Raw genomic sequence first — 18,877 nt, forward strand, 5'->3', positions numbered from 1 at the left:
GAGTAGTAATTTGATCCAGAAGATCAAGATGGCGCGTTTTGATGCGGAAACATCTGATTGTTAATAAATTGTTGACAAGAACCCATAAAATGTCACGGTGTAAGCCATTTTTTATTAATTTTATTTTTTAATAAAAGCCACAAATAATAGACCTTTTCATGAAGATATTTTATAATGTTTTTATCTTTTTTTTATGTTGTTTCCAACTGGCAACCGCACAGCAAAACACTATAAAACACAAAGTTAAAAAAGGTGAAAACGTTTATCGTATTGGATTAAAGTATGGCGTGAGCCCCGAAGAAATTTACCAGCTTAACCCTGGAAGTTCGGAAAGTATTTATATAGGACAAGTGTTAATTATTCCTTCTTCGAAAGAAAATTCTTCCACAAATAGCGTTGCAACACAAACCAATAAAAGCAGTTTCACCCATATTGTACGTCAAGGGGAAACTAAATTTGGCCTAGCTAAACAATTTGGTATTTCTATCGCACAGCTTGAGCAGGACAATCCCCATATTAAAGGAGGGCTACAAGTAGGCCATGAATTAACCATAAATAAAGGCAATCGACCTGTTAGCACTCCTAGCAAACCGTCCTACACAACATCGAATCCTTCAACAGTAACCGAAGCCGTTGAGACCATAAAAAAATCGAATGACAAAATTCAATATTATAGCTATACGGTTAAACCTAAAGAAACCCTTTACAGCTTATCGGTTCAAGCGGAAATGAAACCTTCGGAATTTCTAATTTTAAATCCCGACCTTATAAATGGAGTTAAAGTTGGTCAAACGGTAAAAATGCCTAAAAAGGGAAGTGCTACCGTGAATTCCAAGAGTACAGCAACGGATAAAGCTACATCAACAATAGCAGCAACTTCTTCCAGATATGATAATTTGGCTAAGACTGTAGACTTTTCAAAGAATACAGAATTAATGTTCTTATTTCCTTATTCTGAAAAGGAGTTAAGCGACCGCCTTCGATCCATAAATACATTTTCTGAAGTACAAGATTCTGTTTTTCGTCAAAACCTTGAATTTTATAGAGGCGCTCAATTAGCGATTGATTCCCTAAAAAAAATGGGATTCAAATTTAACTTGGACATTGTAAAAATGGAGAACGAGAAGCTCTTGTTAAAGCCTAACCCTGACAAGAATTCCCGAGCAGTAATCTGGCCTTTTAAAAACACCAAAACCGAAGAAGCTGCTCTAATGTTTGCAACGCAAAATATCCCTGTGATCACTTTAGAAAATACTTCAACAAAACCTGGTTTGGCAAACATATATGAAGCAGTGCCTTCCCAAACTACCCAGCGTGAAGCCATTTTAAATTACATTAAACGCAACCCCAATAACAACGTTATTGTTATCAACGATAAATACAGAAGAGAAAGCAAAAGCTTCATCTCAAATTGGTTACCGGAAGCGCAATTTTTAGATCTTAAAAACAATGGTACTTTTAAAGACGATGACCTATTAAATTTATTACAAAAAGGGAAAAACAACATTGTAATTTTTGATACCGATAAAAACAGCACATATCTTAGTTCAACAACACTATTGTTGAGCCAAGTAAGTAAATACGACATCCAATTGGCGGTTATTGACCCTGAATTAATACCCGATGATGCCGAAGTGTCTTCAAAAAGATTCCGAATCTTACAATTGATGTACCCTTCAGCAACAGCTTTAAAACAATCCAACGCCACCAATTTATTCATCAAAAAATACACCTATTTATATAAGAGTACTCCACCTCAAAACGTCATTTATGGATTCGACATTACATTTGATACTTTGCTGAGAATGGCGCAACCGGAGTCTTTTGAAAATGCAGTAAAAAATAATGTTACGGAATATGTAAATATCAAGTTTGACTATAGACCAAATGCCAAGGGAAGTTACGACAACAAAGGGGTTTATATCATCCAATATGATGCAGAAAGCTTTTTAAAAGAAGTGAACTGATACGGAAGCGTAACATGCAATAAGCCATCAAATATGTAGGAAATTGTAATATTTTTTTACATTTGATAGCACAAATTTGTTACCTAACACTAATGACCAACAACTACCCTATTTATGAGAGAAGGTAAAATCTATGCTATTAGTAAGTACCTTTTAGGCATTTACATAGTTTTATTTGGCGGCCTTTTTTACTCATCTGCGCAATGTCCAACAGTAAACGATCCTGTTCAAACATTTTGTGACATTGAATCTGTCCTTGTATCCGATTTGGTTGCCCAAGATAATGGTAGTGGTGTCGTATGGTATGATACACCTACTTCAACCACACCTTTGGCCAGTACAGAAGGCCTTGTTAATGGAGAAGATTATTATGCCGATGACAATTCAGGATCCTGTGGTTCACGCCAACAAGTTACCGTAGTTATCTATGGTGCACCAATAGGATTTAATTTCCAAGGTGTTTGTGTAGAAACTCCGGATGATGCAACCATAGCCGATTTAATTGCTATAGGAAATGATGTACAATGGTATCTTTCTTTTTCTGGAGGTACTCCACTACCGGATACAACACTCTTAAGTGACAATACAATTTATTATGCAGACCAAGCTAACCCTGATACTGGCTGTAGAACATCAAGGCTGTCTGTTCTAGTGAATGTAGGATTAGTTCCCATTCCAACAGGAGATGCGGTTCAAGAATTTTGTATTGAATCAGACCCCACTGTAGCCGATTTAAATGCCACAGGGACCAACAACTGGTACGCAACAGCATTTTCCTTCCTCCCACTCGACCCCACAACTCCCTTAATAGATGGAGAAAATTATTATGCCACAACAATTGATCCCCCATGTGAAAGCTTGGGAAGATTTGAAGTTACAGTAGTTATAACACAAGCAAATGAAGCTGGTACGGATGGTCTATTAGAATTATGTGAAGGAGCGTTAGCAACAACCCCTTCCATTAATTTATTTGATTATTTGGAAGGCACACCCTCCAACAATGGTACCTGGGCAGGGCCTTTCCCTACTTCAAACGGAAGTACAGGCACAATTGACACTATAAATTTTACAGTAGCCAACAGCCCTTATGAATTTACTTATTCGGTGGATGAAACGGCAAATTGTCCTACAGCTACTGCCACTGTAACCATAACCATTACGGAGAATTCCAATGCCGGAATTAATGGAACCGTTGACCTTTGTAGTAACGGAAATACTGTAGATTTATTCAACAGTTTAGGCGGTACACCAGACACGGGAGGAACTTGGTCCCCCGCACTTGCTAGCGGAACTGGAATATTTGATCCAACTTTAGATTCAGCTGGTGTCTATACCTATACCGTACCCGGAATTCCTCCATGTGGAGATGCTGTTGCCACCGTAGACGTAAGTATAATTCCGGAGCCAAATGCTGGAAACGATAGTACTTTAGATATCTGCTCTAATGATGCTCCCCAAAATTTATTTGATAGTCTTGGAGGTACGCCTGATATCGGCGGAACCTGGTCCCCTGCACTTGCTAGTGGATCTGACCTTTTCGACCCACTTATAGACACAGCTGGCACCTATACTTATACGGTAGCCGGTATAGCTCCATGCCAATCAGTTAGTGCAACACTAATAGTGACAATTATTTCTGCACCAAATGGAGGAATCAACGCTAATTTGGAATTATGTGAGGAAGATACCAATACCTATAACTTATTCGACACTCTAGAGGGAACTCCAGATTTAGGCGGTAGCTGGTCCCCTGCACTTGCTAGTGGTTCGGGTATTTTTGATCCTGCGATAGATCCTGCAGGGACTTACACCTATACGGTTACAGGAACAGCACCTTGTGCAGACAGTTCAGCAACTGTGACCGTTACACTCATTCCAAATGTCAATGCAGGAACCGATGGTACTCTACAAATTTGTACTTCGGACACTTCTACATACAATTTATTTGATAGTCTTGGTGGAACTCCTGATGCGGGTGGAACTTGGACCCCGGCACTTACAAGTGGTTCAGGCATTTTTGATCCTTCGGTAGACACAGAAGGCACCTATACCTATACTGTTCTGGGAACAGCACCTTGTGGCGATGCTTCCGCTACGGTAACCGTTAGTATTATTGAGGAACCCAATGCTGGAACCGATGGTACTCTAGAAGTTTGTGAGAATGACACCCCTCAAGATTTGTTCAACAGTTTGGAAGGCACTCCAAATTTAGGCGGTAGCTGGTTCCCTGCACTTGCTAGTGGTTCGGGTATTTTTGATCCTGCGATAGATCCTGCTGGAACTTATACCTATACGGTTATAGGAACAGCACCTTGCGCAGACAGTTCAGCAACTGTGACCGTTACAATCATTCCAAATGTCAATGCAGGAACCGATGGTACTCTACAAATTTGTACTTCGGACACTTCTACATACAATTTATTTGATAGTCTTGGTGGCACTCCTGATACAGGTGGAACATGGACCCCGGCACTTACAAGTGGTTCAGGCATTTTTGATCCTTCGGTAGACACAGAAGGCACCTATACCTATACGGTTATAGGAACAGCACCGTGTGGAGATGCTTCCGCTACGGTAACTGTTAGTATTATTGAGGAACCCAACGCAGGAACCGATGGTACTCTGGAAGTTTGTGAGAATGACATCCCTCAAGATTTGTTCAACAGTTTGGAAGGCACTCCAGATTTAGGCGGTAGCTGGTCCCCTGCACTTGCTAGTGGTTCGGGTATTTTTGATCCCGCTTTGGATTCTGCTGGAACTTATACCTATACGGTTACAGGAACAGCACCTTGTGCAGACAGTTCAGCAACTGTGACGGTTACTATTGTTCCTAATGCCGATGCAGGAACCGATGGTACTCTACAAATTTGTACTTCGGACACTTCTACATACAATTTATTTGATAGTCTTGGTGGAACTCCTGATGCGGGTGGAACTTGGACCCCAGCACTTACAAGTGGTTCAGGCATTTTTGATCCTTCGGTAGACACAGAAGGCACCTATACCTATACTGTTCTGGGAACAGCACCTTGTGGCGATGCTTCCGCTACGGTAACCGTTAGTATTATTGAGGAACCCAATGCTGGAACCGATGGTACTCTAGAAGTTTGTGAGAATGACACCCCTCAAGATTTGTTCAACAGTTTGGAAGGCACTCCAAATTTAGGCGGTAGCTGGTCCCCTGCACTTGCTAGTGGTTCGGGTATTTTTGATCCCGCTTTGGATCCTGCTGGAACTTATACCTATACGGTTACAGGAACAGCACCTTGTGCAGACAGTTCAGCAACTGTGACCGTTACAATCATTCCAAATGTCAATGCTGGAACCGATGGTACTCTACAAATTTGTACTTCGGACACTTCTACATACAATTTATTTGATAGTCTTGGTGGCACTCCTGATGCGGGAGGAACCTGGACCCCGGCACTTACAAGTGGTTCAGGCATTTTTGATCCTTCGGTAGACACAGAAGGCACCTATACCTATACGGTTACAGGAACAGCACCGTGTGGAGATGCTTCCGCTACGGTAACTGTTAGTATTATTGAGGAACCCAACGCAGGAACCGATGGTACTCTAGAAGTTTGTGAGAATGACACCCCTCAAGATTTGTCCAACAGTTTGGAAGGCTCTCCAGATTTAGGCGGTAGCTGGTCCCCTGCACTTGCTAGTGGTTCGGGTATTTTTGATCCTGCGATAGACCCTTCTGGAACTTATACCTATACGGTTACAGGAACAGCACCTTGTGTAGACAGTTCAGCAACTGTGACCGTTACTATCATTCCAAATGTCAATGCTGGAACCGATGGTACTCTACAAATTTGTACTTCGGACACTTCTACATACAATTTATTTGATAGTCTTAGCAACACTCCGGATACAAATGGAACTTGGACCCCAGCACTTACAAGTGGTTCAGGCATTTTTGATCCTTCGGTAGACACAGAAGGAACCTATACCTATACGGTTACAGGAACAGCACCTTGTGGCGATGCTTCCGCTACGGTAACCGTTAGTATTATTGAGGAACCCAACGCAGGAACCGATGGTACTCTAGAAGTTTGTGAAAACGATACAGCCACATATGATTTATTCGACAGCCTAGGCGACACTCCTAATATGGGCGGAACCTGGTCTCCCTCACTTGCCAGTGGCACGGGTATTTTCGATCCAGCCACGGACGCTACTGGAGACTACACATACACCGTTATTAATCCTGGATGTAACACGGAAGCAACTGCAACCGTAAGCGTTACGGTTGTTGACAGCCCTGTTATTTCAGATGCCCGTATTCAAGTTGGCATGGTTTGTCTAGGGTATTCAAATGATGTAACCATTACATTGGCTCTTCAAGTGGAAGATGGTTTTTACGATTTAAGCTATGAGCTTTCTGGGGCTAATACAATTTCAAATTCCGCTTCGACCGAATTTATAGGCGGTGATGCTGTTTTCACAATTCCGGCTGAGGAATTACAAAATACAGGAGAGACCACTATTACGATTACAGGAATTTCTTCTCCAGATATCTCCTGTAGTGAACAAGGTTCTTTATTAGTAGCTACATTTACTGTACTCGATAATCCTACTCCCGAATTATCAGACAATGGAGATTTATTCTGTGGGGAATTTGAACCTACAATAGCAGAGCTTTCTGCCAACATTATAGATTCTAATATCATTATTTGGTACGATGCTCCTATTGATGGCAATGTATTAGATGAAACGCAACTCCTTGAAGATGGTGGTACTTATTATGGTGCGATGATTTCAGATGATGGTTGTGAAAGCGTTATCCGATTGGATGTAACTGTAACTTTAGACCAATGTTTTATCATTCCTGATGGTTTTTCACCCAATGATGATGGCATCAACGATACGTTTACGATACCAAATTTAAGGGATCTATATCCTGATTTCACATTGGAAATTTACAATAGATATGGCAACGTATTATATAAAGGAGATACCAATAAACCTGATTGGAATGGTGAATCCCACAAAGGAGTTACCCTAGGAAACGGTATCTGTCCTGTGGGAGTATATTTTTACATTTTGAATTTTAATGATGGGGAGAGAAAACCTATTCAAGGACGTGTTTATCTAAGCAGATAGGTCTTATAAAAGTAATATATGACACTTAAAAATATAACATATCGCATCACTGTTTTGATGTTTTTACTTGGATTGGCAGCCCAATCCCAACAGGATCCACAGTACACGCAATACATGTTTAACATGAGCGTGATTAATCCCGCCTATGCTACAGATGATCCAAACACCATCAATCTTGGTGGATTTTATCGCGCACAGTGGGTAGGTTCCGAAGGAGGCCCAACAACAGGCACTTTTTTTGCACATACTCCCATTGCCAATCGTTTAGAAGGAGGTATATCTGTAGTGCATGATCAAATTGGAGATGTGGTTAAAGAAACTAATGCTTATGTGGATGTAGCCTACGTAATTCCTATGAGTGAACGCACAAAACTGTCTCTGGGAATTAAAGCGGGAGCAACCTTTTTTAGTACCAATTTTAACGGCTTTATTTATTCCGATCCTCTTCCCGACCCTGCCTTTGCCTCAAATATTAGTGAAACATTTCCTAACATTGGAGCCGGAGCTTTCTATTTTGGTGACAACTTTTACGCTGGTTTTTCCGTTCCTAATATTTTAAAATCTGAACACCTAAAAAACGATAGTGGTATTGTAACCAGTGGTGCAGAGGAAATTCATTTCTTTTTAACAGGGGGCTATGTCTTTCAATTGAATGACCATTTAAAATTAAAACCAGCCTTTATGACAAAGGCCGTTTCCGGAGCTCCAATGTCTTTAGACTTAACAGCCAATGTTCTTATCAATGAAATTGTAGAATTGGGTGCTGGGTATCGCTTCGATGATTCGGTAAGCGGTTTGATTAATTTCAGAATTACTAAATCCTTAAGATTTGGATATGCCTACGATTACACGCTTTCAAATTTGGGACGATTCAACTCCGGAACTCATGAGGTAATGCTGTTGTTTGACATCAGTAAATTTGGTGTGGGATATGATAAATCACCAAGATTTTTCTAATAGCTTTTAATATGAAAAACATCGTTTTACTTATATCACTTCTTTTTACGGTATTCTTTGGATATGGCCAAAAGGCCAGTGCTTCCAAAGCCAAAAAGTTGTTTGAAAACAGAGCATATTCAGAAGCCGCTAAAATGTATCAGTCCCTGCCCAAAACACCTGAAAACCTACAGAATTTAGGAGACTCTTACTTTTACAATGCCCAAATGACCAATGCCAAGGCTGCCTATGCCCAATTATTCGCGAGCAGCGATAGTTTACCAAAAGTATATTATTTCCGATATGGACAGTCTCTAAAAGCTGCAGGGGACTTTAAAACTGCAGATAGCATTTTGAGCATATATACTGGTGAGGTAATGGATACACCAAAATTGAAACGCACCTTAAGCAGAATCGTGCCTTACCTGTATGAGTTACAACCTTTAAAAAACAGTGCCTCTGGAGATTTTGGCATTAGTTGGTATGGTGACAACGTTGTGTTTTCTTCCTATAGAAATAAGGACAATCCCACTTACGAATGGAACAACAAACCTTATCTAGATTTATATGAAGCCACGCTTTCCGAAGAAAAGGATGCCTTAGAGCAAGTAACCCCCTTCTCTGAAGACATAAATTCCAAAACGCACGAAAGTAACGCTACATTTACTGCAGACGGAAAGACCATGTACTTTTCTAGGACCAATGATAAACGCGTAAAAATTGGGGACGATAAAATTGCAACTATAAAATTGTACAAAGCAGAATTGATAGATGGAAAATGGACCAATGTTGAAGAATTGCCTTTTTCAAGCGACACCTACTCTACTCAACATCCATTTTTAAACCCCAGCAATACCAAATTATTCTTTTCAAGTGATATGCCTGGGTCATTGGGATCTTTTGATATTTATTCTGTTGATATTACAGAAGATGGTTTTGGCACTCCCGTTAACCTAGGCGAGGTAATCAATACAGAGCATAGAGAGCAATTTCCATTTATGGACCAAAGCGAAACTCTATATTTTGCCTCCGATGGCCACCAAGGATTAGGAAATCTAGACATTTTTATGAGTAATGGTTATGCCGGATTTTACTCAAAGCCCATTAATTTGGGAGAAACCATTAATTCTGGAATGGATGATTTTGGATACGTCCTTAATGAAGATGTTCAAAAAGGCTTTATTTCATCCAACCGCAGCGGGGAGGATCTTATTTATGCATTTTTAAGGATTCCAAACAAGAAACGTTACATTGTAGAAGGTACCGTAATTGATAAAAACACCAAAGAAATCCTACCAGGAACTACAGTTACGCTTTATGATGACAAAGGAGAAGTTGTTGGACAAACCGTTGTGGGCGATGATGCCAAGTATGCCTTCAACACCAAACCTAATCAATTATACAGAATTGAAGGATATCGGGACTTTTACGCTCCTGGAGAACAAGAATTCACCACGAATGATGATGGTAGATTTGAATTTAACATAGAATTAGAGATTGAATCTTATGACGATGCCGAAGATATTGTTGTTACCAAAGATGATGGCTATATCTACATTGAATTGGAGAATATTTATTTTGATTTTGGTAAGTGGGATATAAAACCACAAGCCGCGAGTATTTTGGATATCATGGTAGGTTTGCTAAAAAAATACCCGAGAATGGAGGTACAATTAGGAGCGCATACCGATTCTAGAAGTAGTGAAGAATACAACTTGAATTTATCATTGAATAGAGCAAAATCTACACTTGAATACCTTGTTGCCAATGGTATTGAGCGTTCCCGATTAAGATCTAAAGGATATGGCGAAAGTCAACCTTTGGTAGATTGTAAAGACGATTGTACGGAAGAAGAGCATTCTATCAATAGACGCTGTGAGTTTTTAATTTTGAAATAAATTTGGACTATCTAGAACTAATTCAATAGCAATCAAAAAAAAGCTGTTTCGTCCATGAAACAGCTTTTTTTAATTTATAAATCTTCTTTCTACTCCTATTTGATCTTGCAGAAGCATATCATCTTTTAAACCTGGAAAATATTTCCAACGTCTTTTTAGTATTGATAAAATACACTCCCGTAAGTAATACTACTGCAGCTACAATAGACTGAGCAGTGATATGTTCGTTTAAAAAATACCACCCTAAAACCAAGGCCACTATAGGATTGACATAAGTGGACGTAGCTACCTTTTCTGGAGACACGGTTTTTAGCAAATAATTAAAGGATGTAAACGCCACAATACTTCCCAATAAAATTAAAAGTACCATAGAAACTGTCACAGAACTCTCCCATTGTGCTGGCATTACCCATTGCTCCTGAAAAATCAAACTGGCCAATAGCAACATAATCCCTCCCGTAAACATTTGGTAGCCCGTGTTTACAAAATAGTTTTTTGGCAAATCTGCCTTTCCAACAAATAAACTACCATAAGCCCAACTCAGCATACAACATAAAATCATAAGCATTCCTAAAACCGAACCTTCCTGACTAATTATTTCATTTTGGCTTACCAACAAATAAATTCCCACCACACCAAGAATCACTCCAACTACAGACATTGGCTGTATTTTTTTTCCTTGTAAAATGCGCATTAAAATCAGAACTATTAAGGGCTGCGCCGAAATTTCCAAAGCCGCAAAACCACTATCTACGTATTTCAAGGCCCACACCACAACACCATTTCCAAAGGTCAAAAAAAGAAAACCAGCAAAAATGGTATTCATTAGTTGCCGGGAGGAAATCTTTAATGAAATCCCCATAATTTTTGAGATGATAAAAATCAATATTCCCGCCGATATAAATCTTACAGAGGCCAACATAAAAGGAGGCAATTGCGCCACAGCAATTTTATTCAACAGATACGTGGAGCCCCAAATGACATATATTGCAAAGAAAGCGAGAATAATTAAGGTAGTATTACGCGATGTGCTCATTGTGATAATTTGAAACCGCAATATTACGCATAATCTACTATAAATCTGCCCTTAAACTTATTTATCAAATCGCCTTAGGGGACAATATTTTGATTTACATGAAACAGATTGTTTGGATCGTATTTTTGTTTTATTTCAGTTAACCTAGTATAGTTATGTTTATAACTAGCTTTCACCCGTTCCTGCCCTTCATCCATCATGAAATTTGAATAAGCTCCACCAGATGAATATGGATGAAGTGCACCCCAGTAGGCCTTACACCAATCTGTAATTTTCGATGCATTGGATGGACTTGGATCTACCCCCACAATTACCCCCGCATATTTCGCATCTCTATAAGCCCAAGGTGTATCTTCTTTACCCGGTTTTGAAGCCGCACCACTTATGGGGTACATATGCATTTGTGACAAGGGAGTTGGGATTTCAGAACCAAACTTTTTATGTTGACTTGCTGCTTCAGGTTGTATTTCATTATAAAAATCGGCTCTCCAGTACCACTGTAGTCCCGGAGGCATCATGCCATCAAAAAGTGTCTGTATGGAAGGATAAGGCATTTCGCCTACATGTTCAAAAAAAGGCTGCTGTTCCCTTACAGGAGCAAACACTTCTTCAAATTTATCAGGATCACCTGTATAGCACCAAACAATACCGCAAAACTGTTTATTGTGTAAATGCTCAGGAAAAGGAGGCCCAGGTACAACCAAGGTGGCAATAAACCCATTTAAATCTTCTGGAGCTTTATGAATAAAGCTATCGTACCAAGCCATTATGGTTTCCGTTTCCTCGATAGGCCAAAATGTAGGTCCTCCAATGACCGTTTTAAGCGGGTGAGCCTGAAATTTAAAGGCTGTAACAATACCATAATTTCCACCTCCACCTCTAATTGCCCAAAATAAATCAGGGTGCTGTGTTGCATTTACCGTTACAAAACTCCCATCTGCCAAAACCATATCAGCTTCCAATAAGTTATCTATAGTCAAGCCGAATTTTCTGGACAAATATCCGACTCCTCCTCCCAATGTCAATCCACCAACACCAGTAGTAGAAATTATTCCAGCAGGAATAACCAAGCCAAAAGGGTGCGTTGCGTGGTCCACCTCTCCCCAAAGATTGCCGCCGCCAACCCTAACCGTATTGTTGGAAGTATCCACCCTTACAAATTTAATTCCGGAGAGATCAATCACTAGACCATCATTGCAAAGCCCTAATCCTCCTCCATTATGGCCTCCTCCTCTAACGGCAATTTCTAACCTATTGGCTCTACCAAAATTTACAGCAGCCATAACATCAGCAACATCTACACACATCACAAAAAGACCCGGTTTTTTATCTATCATACCGTTGTACACCTTCCTAATTTCATCATAATTGGAACTATAAGGAAGCACGACATTCCCTCTAAGCTGCGACTTTAAATCCTCAATTAAAGACAGATCTAAATCCTTGATTGTTTTCATAATAAATTAAAATTGATTAACACCTTTAAAATTAACACTATACAATTCAATTAAGCATAAGGAATCTGCCTAAAATTTTCAATTTTGGGTCATATAGAAAATTTAATAGGATTGGATTTAGGCTATTTGTTGTAAGCTGAAGGTAGGATACCGTAGGCTTCTTGAAAACATTTAGTGAAGTACGCTGGACTATTAAATCCTGTTTCAAAAGCAATTTCAGAAATATTGCCCGTTTTCTTTTCTAAAAATTCGCAAGCTTTCTTTAACCTGTAATCCTTGATAAAAACATTCAATGATTTATTGGTTAACCTTTGCATTTTACGATATAGCTGAGATTTACTAAAGCCCAATTGTTTACTAAACGACTCTACCGTTAAGTTGGTATCATTCCATGTTTTCTCTGTCAAATCCATTAAAACAGACAGAAATTTCTCCTCAGAAGGGGTCAAACTATGTGTTTGCTCATCCATTACAATTACATTCAAATTTTCACCTTCAAATAAATTCCTTACTTCGGAGGACAGCACAATTGGCCCTTTTACAAACTCACACATCCATTCAGCAAACTTGACTGTCTCATCGAAAATACCCCCTTTGTCATTAAAAGGAACTCCTGTGCACAGGCCGATATTCAATTTTAAATTATTGGCGTTATTGTGTTCTAAAATATATGTTTTGAATTTGTTCTGTAACTCAATAGCACACATTACAGCATTAGTTACAGAAGAGAATGATACTAACGCACAATTTTTATTTTGCTTTACAATGCTACCATCAAAACGTAAAATAAGTTCTTTAAAATACTTTTGAAGTGCTATTGTCATTGAATTGTCTAGAGAGTGTTTGTGGTCAATTCCACTTACCATTATTACGCGATATGCTGATTCTGAAATCACATGTAATTCTCCTTCTTGACCAGTAAATTCAGGATCTTTAATACGTCCTAAAAAGGCTTCTACTATTTTAGGATCCACCTCTATTATAGCATGCGGTAATGCGCCATGCGCATGATCGTGCATTTTTTTTAAGGCTTCTTTATTAGGAGCTTCAATAAGGCAAAATGCTGTAGTTTCATCACACCAATAAGTCATTCCCTTACAGCCATACAAATGCTGAACCTTAAGGTCTTCTTGATGCATCCTTGCCACGTGTTGCGAAGTTAACTCTGCAGGAATGTTATGACGGTCCATATAAATGGGCATAACGGATGGTTTTTATGCAATTTAATGATTTTACAACAATTTAACAATAAACATAAATTATATACACTTAAAGTCCGTTTGAATGATTAATTTTAAGTGATGTGAATAAAATTAAAACATAAGGAATGAAAAATCTTCTAAGAGCTCTACTTGCTGGTTTTGGCGCGAAAAAGATAGGAGGAGGCAAATGTGGTTGTATCGGCGTTATTATTGTATTCGTCATCTTATATTGGCTATTGGGTTATGTTATTAAGTAACCCTTAAACACAAAGAAAGGGCTAACACACTGTTGCCCTTTCCATCTTTTGTATAAGTTTACTATAAATTAATCTTCTGGTGGATAACCATGAATATCTTCAAAAACTTCATCGAAATTCTTTCTTAAATAGGTTTTTAACCTCATGCGATAATCTTCATGTAACCATTTTACAAAATTATGGGTACTATTGCTTATGCACTGCGTATAGCGTTCCAATCTATGATTGATATCTCCATCCAACAGCTTTACCAAAGCCAAAGCATCATAAACATCTTCACTGTTTTCAATACAAATTTTAGCATGGTGCTCTATAGAGCGCTCTAATAGCACTTTAGAAGATTCCCCATTGTTTACAGAGTCTATATAGGCCTGTTTTACATCAAAATATACATCTTCAGACTTTGCAAACTCTGCTCTGATATCATCTGGCATTTCATACCTGAAATTGCTTTCAATATCTTCATCATTCACAATATTATCCAAGTAGTATCCAGGCGAACTAAATATTTTTTGCCAATCTATGTCTGCTCCCCAAGGTCCAAAACGATGTAGGTTGTTCCCCAAATCGATAATGCTAAATTTGCTCTTGTTTTTATAAATCCTAGAGCCACGCCCTACCATTTGGTAATACAACGCCAACGATTTGGTTGCTCGGTTCAAAATAATAGTCTCTACAGATGGTTCATCAAAACCAGTGGTCAAGATACTTACCGAGGTTAGAATGGCATCTGGGGTTTCCTTAAACCACTTCAATATTTTCTTACGGTCTTTTTTTGAAGCCGTGTTATCTAGGTGAGCAATAGGATATCCCGCCCTTTTAAACGTATCGTATACATACAAAGACGTGTTGATACCATTGTTAAAAATCAAGGTTTTCTTTCCTTTGGAGTGCGCCTCATAAGCATACAACAGCTTTTTAAGCATGTCTGTATTGGTATATAAATCTTCTGACGATTTAACGGTATAATCGCCGTTAGAACCAATTTCCAAAGTAGTTAACCCAACATTGTAAGCATATGTTTCTGCACGGGCCAAGAATTCATTTTCAACAAGCGATTCAATGGTTTCCCCAGTAATCAGCTCATTATAGTTCTTCTTCATTGGAAAATCCTTATTGGAACTAAGTGGTGTAGCCGTTACCCCTAAAATGAAAGACTTCTCAAAATATTTAAACAACTTAGTAAACGAGTTGTAATGCGCCTCATCAATAATCACCAAACCAACGTCAGAAATATCAAGCATATCTTCCTGTAAACGGTTGTTTAAGGTTTCTACCATGGCCACAAAACAACTATACTCTTGTTGGTCATCAAGATTCGCCTTACTATGTATCACCTTGTTGGTAACCTTAAACTCTGTTAACATTTTAGAAGTTTGCTTACACAACTCTATACGGTGGGTTAACACCAATACTTTTTTGTCATGGTTTTTAAGATATTGGCGAACCAATTCCGAGAAAATTACAGTCTTCCCACCACCCGTAGGCAACTGGTACAAAAGGTGGTAATCATCTGGTGCTTCATCAAATCGCTTGAATACTTTTTCAATCGCTTTTTTCTGGTAACTGTATAAGTCTTTCTCAACGGTATTCTCCTTCACTTCTAAAACGTTAGTATCAGACATTGATATCAATTTATTGTTTAAATATTACACATTAACATATTGAAAAATAATAAATTACAAAGAAATAATCTATTAAAAAGGGCTGTAAGATGTTTTGCTATAAACAAATGCCAAACGGCTCTGCTTATGAAACATAAATGGAATTGTCACTTCTTCAGTTTGGGCTAAATAATAAGCCTGTAACGACTTGAAGAACTTTTTGAAAAGTGGATTACGGATTCCTAGATCTAAAAATGCAAACATCATTTACGCAATTGGTTTGCAAAGGTAAAGTTATTATGGATGTTTTTAGAATTAAAACTCTAAAAGTTATCGTAAATTCGAATTTTAACACTTGTAATGGACTACAAAAAGTTGAAATTACGCTATATCGGTTATTGGAATACACCATTGCTTTGGCAGGGCAACCTTATATATGGTTTACAACAATTGGAACTTCCCAATCTCTCCTTACAACCATTCAATGAAACTATTGAGGGTCATTTGCGATTAGGAAAACTTGTCGAACGCTTTGTTTTGTATAGTTTTAAGGCAAATGAGAATATTCAAATAATTGCTTCTGGCGCCCAAATCCAAAAAGACCAAAGAACCCTTGGAGAACTGGATGCAATCATCAACTTCAATAGCACTCCTATCCACCTTGAAATTATTTACAAGTTCTATTTATATAATGAACACACAGGAAGCGGAGACCTTGAGCATTGGATTGGCCCCAATAAAAAGGACAGTCTTGTTCAAAAACTCAAAAAACTGAAAGAGAAGCAGCTTCCTTTATTACATCGTCCCGAAACTCAAAATTTCCTGAAACAGTTATCTATCAATCCAAAACGCATTAAGCAGCATGTTTTATTCAAAGCACAGCTATTCATACCTTGGACTAGAGAAGCTAGTGGGTTTACCAAAATCAATCAAGATTGTATTCAAGGGTTTTATATCAAGGAAAAGGAATTTTCCAATTTTAAACATTGTAAGTTTTACATACCCTCCAAGTTAGATTGGCTCATTATCCCTCATTCTAATGTCGACTGGCACACCTATGCCGATATTCAGCCAATACTTTTAAACCTATTACACCAACAAACCTCCCCTCTTATTTGGATCAAACATCCCAACGGAATGATTTCAAAATGCTTTGTCGTTTGGTGGTGAGTGTTTATTAAATTTGATAACTCTTACCTATTTCGTTTCAATTGCAATCACGATTTATCTAATTTGCGCAACTCTTATCCATACTATGCAAAGCACCTTAATTTCCACACTAAAAACCTATTTTGGCTATGATTCATTCAGAAGTGAACAACAGCAAATCATAGAAACTGTTGTTGCAGGAGAAGACTGTTTGGTTATTATGCCAACTGGAGGCGGAAAATCTATCTGTTACCAGCTGCCGGCCTTACTTTTTGAGGGAATAACTTTAGTGGTTTCTCCCTTAATTGCATTAATGAAGGATCAAGTGGACGGTTTATTAGCCAATGGTATTTCTGCAGCTTATTTTAACAGTAGCCAAAGCAGCGAGGAACAGCAGCAAATTCTTGAAAAGGTCTATACAAAGGAGCTCAAATTATTATATGTAGCTCCGGAAAGCCTTGCTGGAATACAACCTATTTTAAGCAAGAACCATTTAAGTTGTATTGCCATTGATGAAGCCCACTGTATCTCAAGTTGGGGACATGACTTTAGACCTTCCTATCAAGCGTTGGGATTTTTAAAAACCTCTTTGCCCAAAATCCCAATCATAGCTCTTACAGCAACAGCAGATAAGGCCACGCGAGAAGACATTATAACGCAACTAAACATTCCCTCTGCAAAACAATTTATATCCTCCTTTGACCGCAAAAATATAGCGTTGGATGTGAGACCTGCCAACAACAGAATAAATCAGATTGTCAAATACGTTACCGATAGACCTAATCAATCTGGAATTATTTATTGTTTAAGCCGAAAAACAACCGAAAGCATATCCAAAAAACTAAATGACTTCGGCTTTTCATCCTGCGCCTATCATGCAGGCTTGAGCCACGAGGAGCGAGAGAGGGTTCAAGAGGATTTCATTTACGATAACATTAAAATAGTTTGTGCCACCATAGCTTTTGGAATGGGAATTGACAAATCCAATGTCCGCTTTGTCATCCATTATAATATGCCTAAAAACATAGAAGGCTATTATCAGGAAATTGGTCGTGCAGGACGTGACGGACTGGAATCCAACGCCATTTTATTCCACAGTTATGCAGATGTGATCCAATTGCGAAATTTTGCTCAAGGCGCCAGCAATGAAGAGGTGCAAATTGCAAAATTGGAGCGTATGAAACAGTTTTCCGAAGCTACTAGTTGCCGCCGAAAAATTTTGTTAAGTTACTTTGGAGAACTGCTTTCTGAAAATTGCAATAATTGCGATGTCTGCAATAATCCACCACAGTTTTTTGACGGAACCATCATTGCCCAAAAAGCATTGTCAACCATTGCAAGGTTGAAAGAAACTGAAGCTATTGGAACCGTAATCGACGTTTTAAGAGGTGCCCAAAACGCCACTGTTATAGACAAAGGCTACCACCAACAGAAAACCTATGGTATTGGAAAAGACATCCCTTGGAACCATTGGCAAAGCTACATCATCCAACTCATTAACCAAGGGTATTGTGAAATTGCTTTTCATGAATTTAACGCCCTTAAACTTACGGCGTTTTCAAAAAACGTCCTATTCCAAAACGAAACGGTACTGCTAACAAAAGTTCAAGAAATCACTTCGAAAAAAACGGCTAAAAAAGTTACTTCTCAAACTGGTCCCACAAATAGTGCCCTATTTGAGCATTTACGCCAATTACGTCATCAAATTTCCAAAACCAAAGGCATTCCTCCTTATCAAGTATTTAGTGATGCTGCTTTAAAAGACATGGTGAGACTCGAACCAACTACAGAAACCGATTTTCTGGAGGTCAGTGGCGTTGGACAATACAAACTAAATGCCTATGGTGAAGATTTTATAAATGGCATCATCACATTTAAAAATCAGAAAAAGAACAATAAAAAGGACACATACTTAGCTACTTTCAACCTATATAAGCAAGGAAAATCAGTTGAGGAAATAGCCGAAGAACGGCAATTGCATCGCAACACCATCTTTTCTCATTTGGCAAAATTGTATCAAGAAGGCAAGGAAATAAACATGTATGATTTTGTGTCCAAAAGTGAAGTGAAAGATGTCAAAAACGCAAAGGAGCAACTCAATGCCCCCAAAGCCTTAAAGCCCTATTTCGAGCATTTTAATGAACAAATGGACTATTTTAAAATTAGAATAGCATTAAGTATATTGGAGAAGGAGGCGTAACAATGTTACGTTTCTTCAATTCTGTTTTTCCTTTATAAATAAGAATGAAAAGCTCATAA

General features: G+C 38.5%; 10 protein-coding genes. 6 read left to right on the plus strand and 4 right to left on the minus strand.

The window, feature by feature from the left end:
• Positions 1 to 158 precede the first annotated feature (158 nt).
• The 4 genes from RBH95_RS09315 (at position 159) to RBH95_RS09330 (ending at position 9,913) form a co-directional block, all read left to right on the plus strand.
• Positions 159 to 1,967: a LysM peptidoglycan-binding domain-containing protein gene (locus tag RBH95_RS09315; protein WP_307899316.1), complete on the plus strand. Its 1,809-nt coding sequence runs from the start codon at positions 159 to 161 to the stop codon at positions 1,965 to 1,967.
• A 114-nt stretch (positions 1,968 to 2,081) separates the two neighbouring features.
• A complete protein-coding gene (locus RBH95_RS09320) occupies positions 2,082 to 7,079 on the plus strand; it encodes a gliding motility-associated C-terminal domain-containing protein (RefSeq protein WP_307899317.1) in 4,998 nt (1,665 codons plus the stop codon).
• A gap of 18 nt (positions 7,080 to 7,097) precedes the next feature.
• Complete coding sequence (locus RBH95_RS09325) at positions 7,098 to 8,036, plus strand: type IX secretion system membrane protein PorP/SprF (protein WP_307899318.1); 939 nt, start codon at positions 7,098 to 7,100, stop codon at positions 8,034 to 8,036.
• A gap of 11 nt (positions 8,037 to 8,047) precedes the next feature.
• Positions 8,048 to 9,913 (plus strand): OmpA family protein, encoded by a 1,866-nt coding sequence (locus RBH95_RS09330; protein ID WP_307899319.1) that lies wholly within the window; start codon positions 8,048 to 8,050, stop codon positions 9,911 to 9,913.
• Positions 9,914 to 10,031: 118 nt separating this feature from the next.
• Here the strand turns inward: RBH95_RS09330 and RBH95_RS09335 are convergent, their stop codons facing one another.
• The 4 genes from RBH95_RS09335 to RBH95_RS09350 form a co-directional block, all read right to left on the minus strand.
• Positions 10,032 to 10,949: an EamA family transporter gene (locus tag RBH95_RS09335; protein ID WP_307899320.1), complete on the minus strand. Its 918-nt coding sequence runs from the start codon at positions 10,947 to 10,949 to the stop codon at positions 10,032 to 10,034.
• 74 nt (positions 10,950 to 11,023) lie between these two features.
• Positions 11,024 to 12,406: an FAD-binding oxidoreductase gene (locus tag RBH95_RS09340; protein WP_307899321.1), complete on the minus strand. Its 1,383-nt coding sequence runs from the start codon at positions 12,404 to 12,406 to the stop codon at positions 11,024 to 11,026.
• A gap of 122 nt (positions 12,407 to 12,528) precedes the next feature.
• On the minus strand, positions 12,529 to 13,608 hold the full coding sequence (locus tag RBH95_RS09345) for a nickel-binding protein (RefSeq protein ID WP_307899322.1): 1,080 nt from the start codon (positions 13,606 to 13,608) through the stop codon (positions 12,529 to 12,531).
• Between the two features lie 325 nt (positions 13,609 to 13,933).
• Positions 13,934 to 15,490 carry a DEAD/DEAH box helicase gene (locus RBH95_RS09350; protein WP_307899323.1) on the minus strand — a complete coding sequence of 519 codons (1,557 nt, stop codon included), beginning with the start codon at positions 15,488 to 15,490 and terminating at the stop codon, positions 13,934 to 13,936.
• Positions 15,491 to 15,829: 339 nt separating this feature from the next.
• On the opposite strand from RBH95_RS09350, the gene RBH95_RS09355 reads away from it, so the two are divergent.
• The gene (locus RBH95_RS09355; protein ID WP_307899324.1) at positions 15,830 to 16,639 is read left to right on the plus strand and encodes a DUF1853 family protein; all 810 of its coding nucleotides are present in this window, start codon (positions 15,830 to 15,832) and stop codon (positions 16,637 to 16,639) included.
• 85 nt (positions 16,640 to 16,724) lie between these two features.
• Positions 16,725 to 18,818 carry a DNA helicase RecQ gene (gene recQ / locus RBH95_RS09360; protein ID WP_307899325.1) on the plus strand — a complete coding sequence of 698 codons (2,094 nt, stop codon included), beginning with the start codon at positions 16,725 to 16,727 and terminating at the stop codon, positions 18,816 to 18,818.
• The last annotated feature ends 59 nt before the right edge of the window (positions 18,819 to 18,877 follow it).

It is taken from the genome of Mangrovimonas sp. YM274, from assembly GCF_030908385.1.
Classification (GTDB): Bacteria; Bacteroidota; Bacteroidia; order Flavobacteriales; family Flavobacteriaceae; genus Mangrovimonas_A.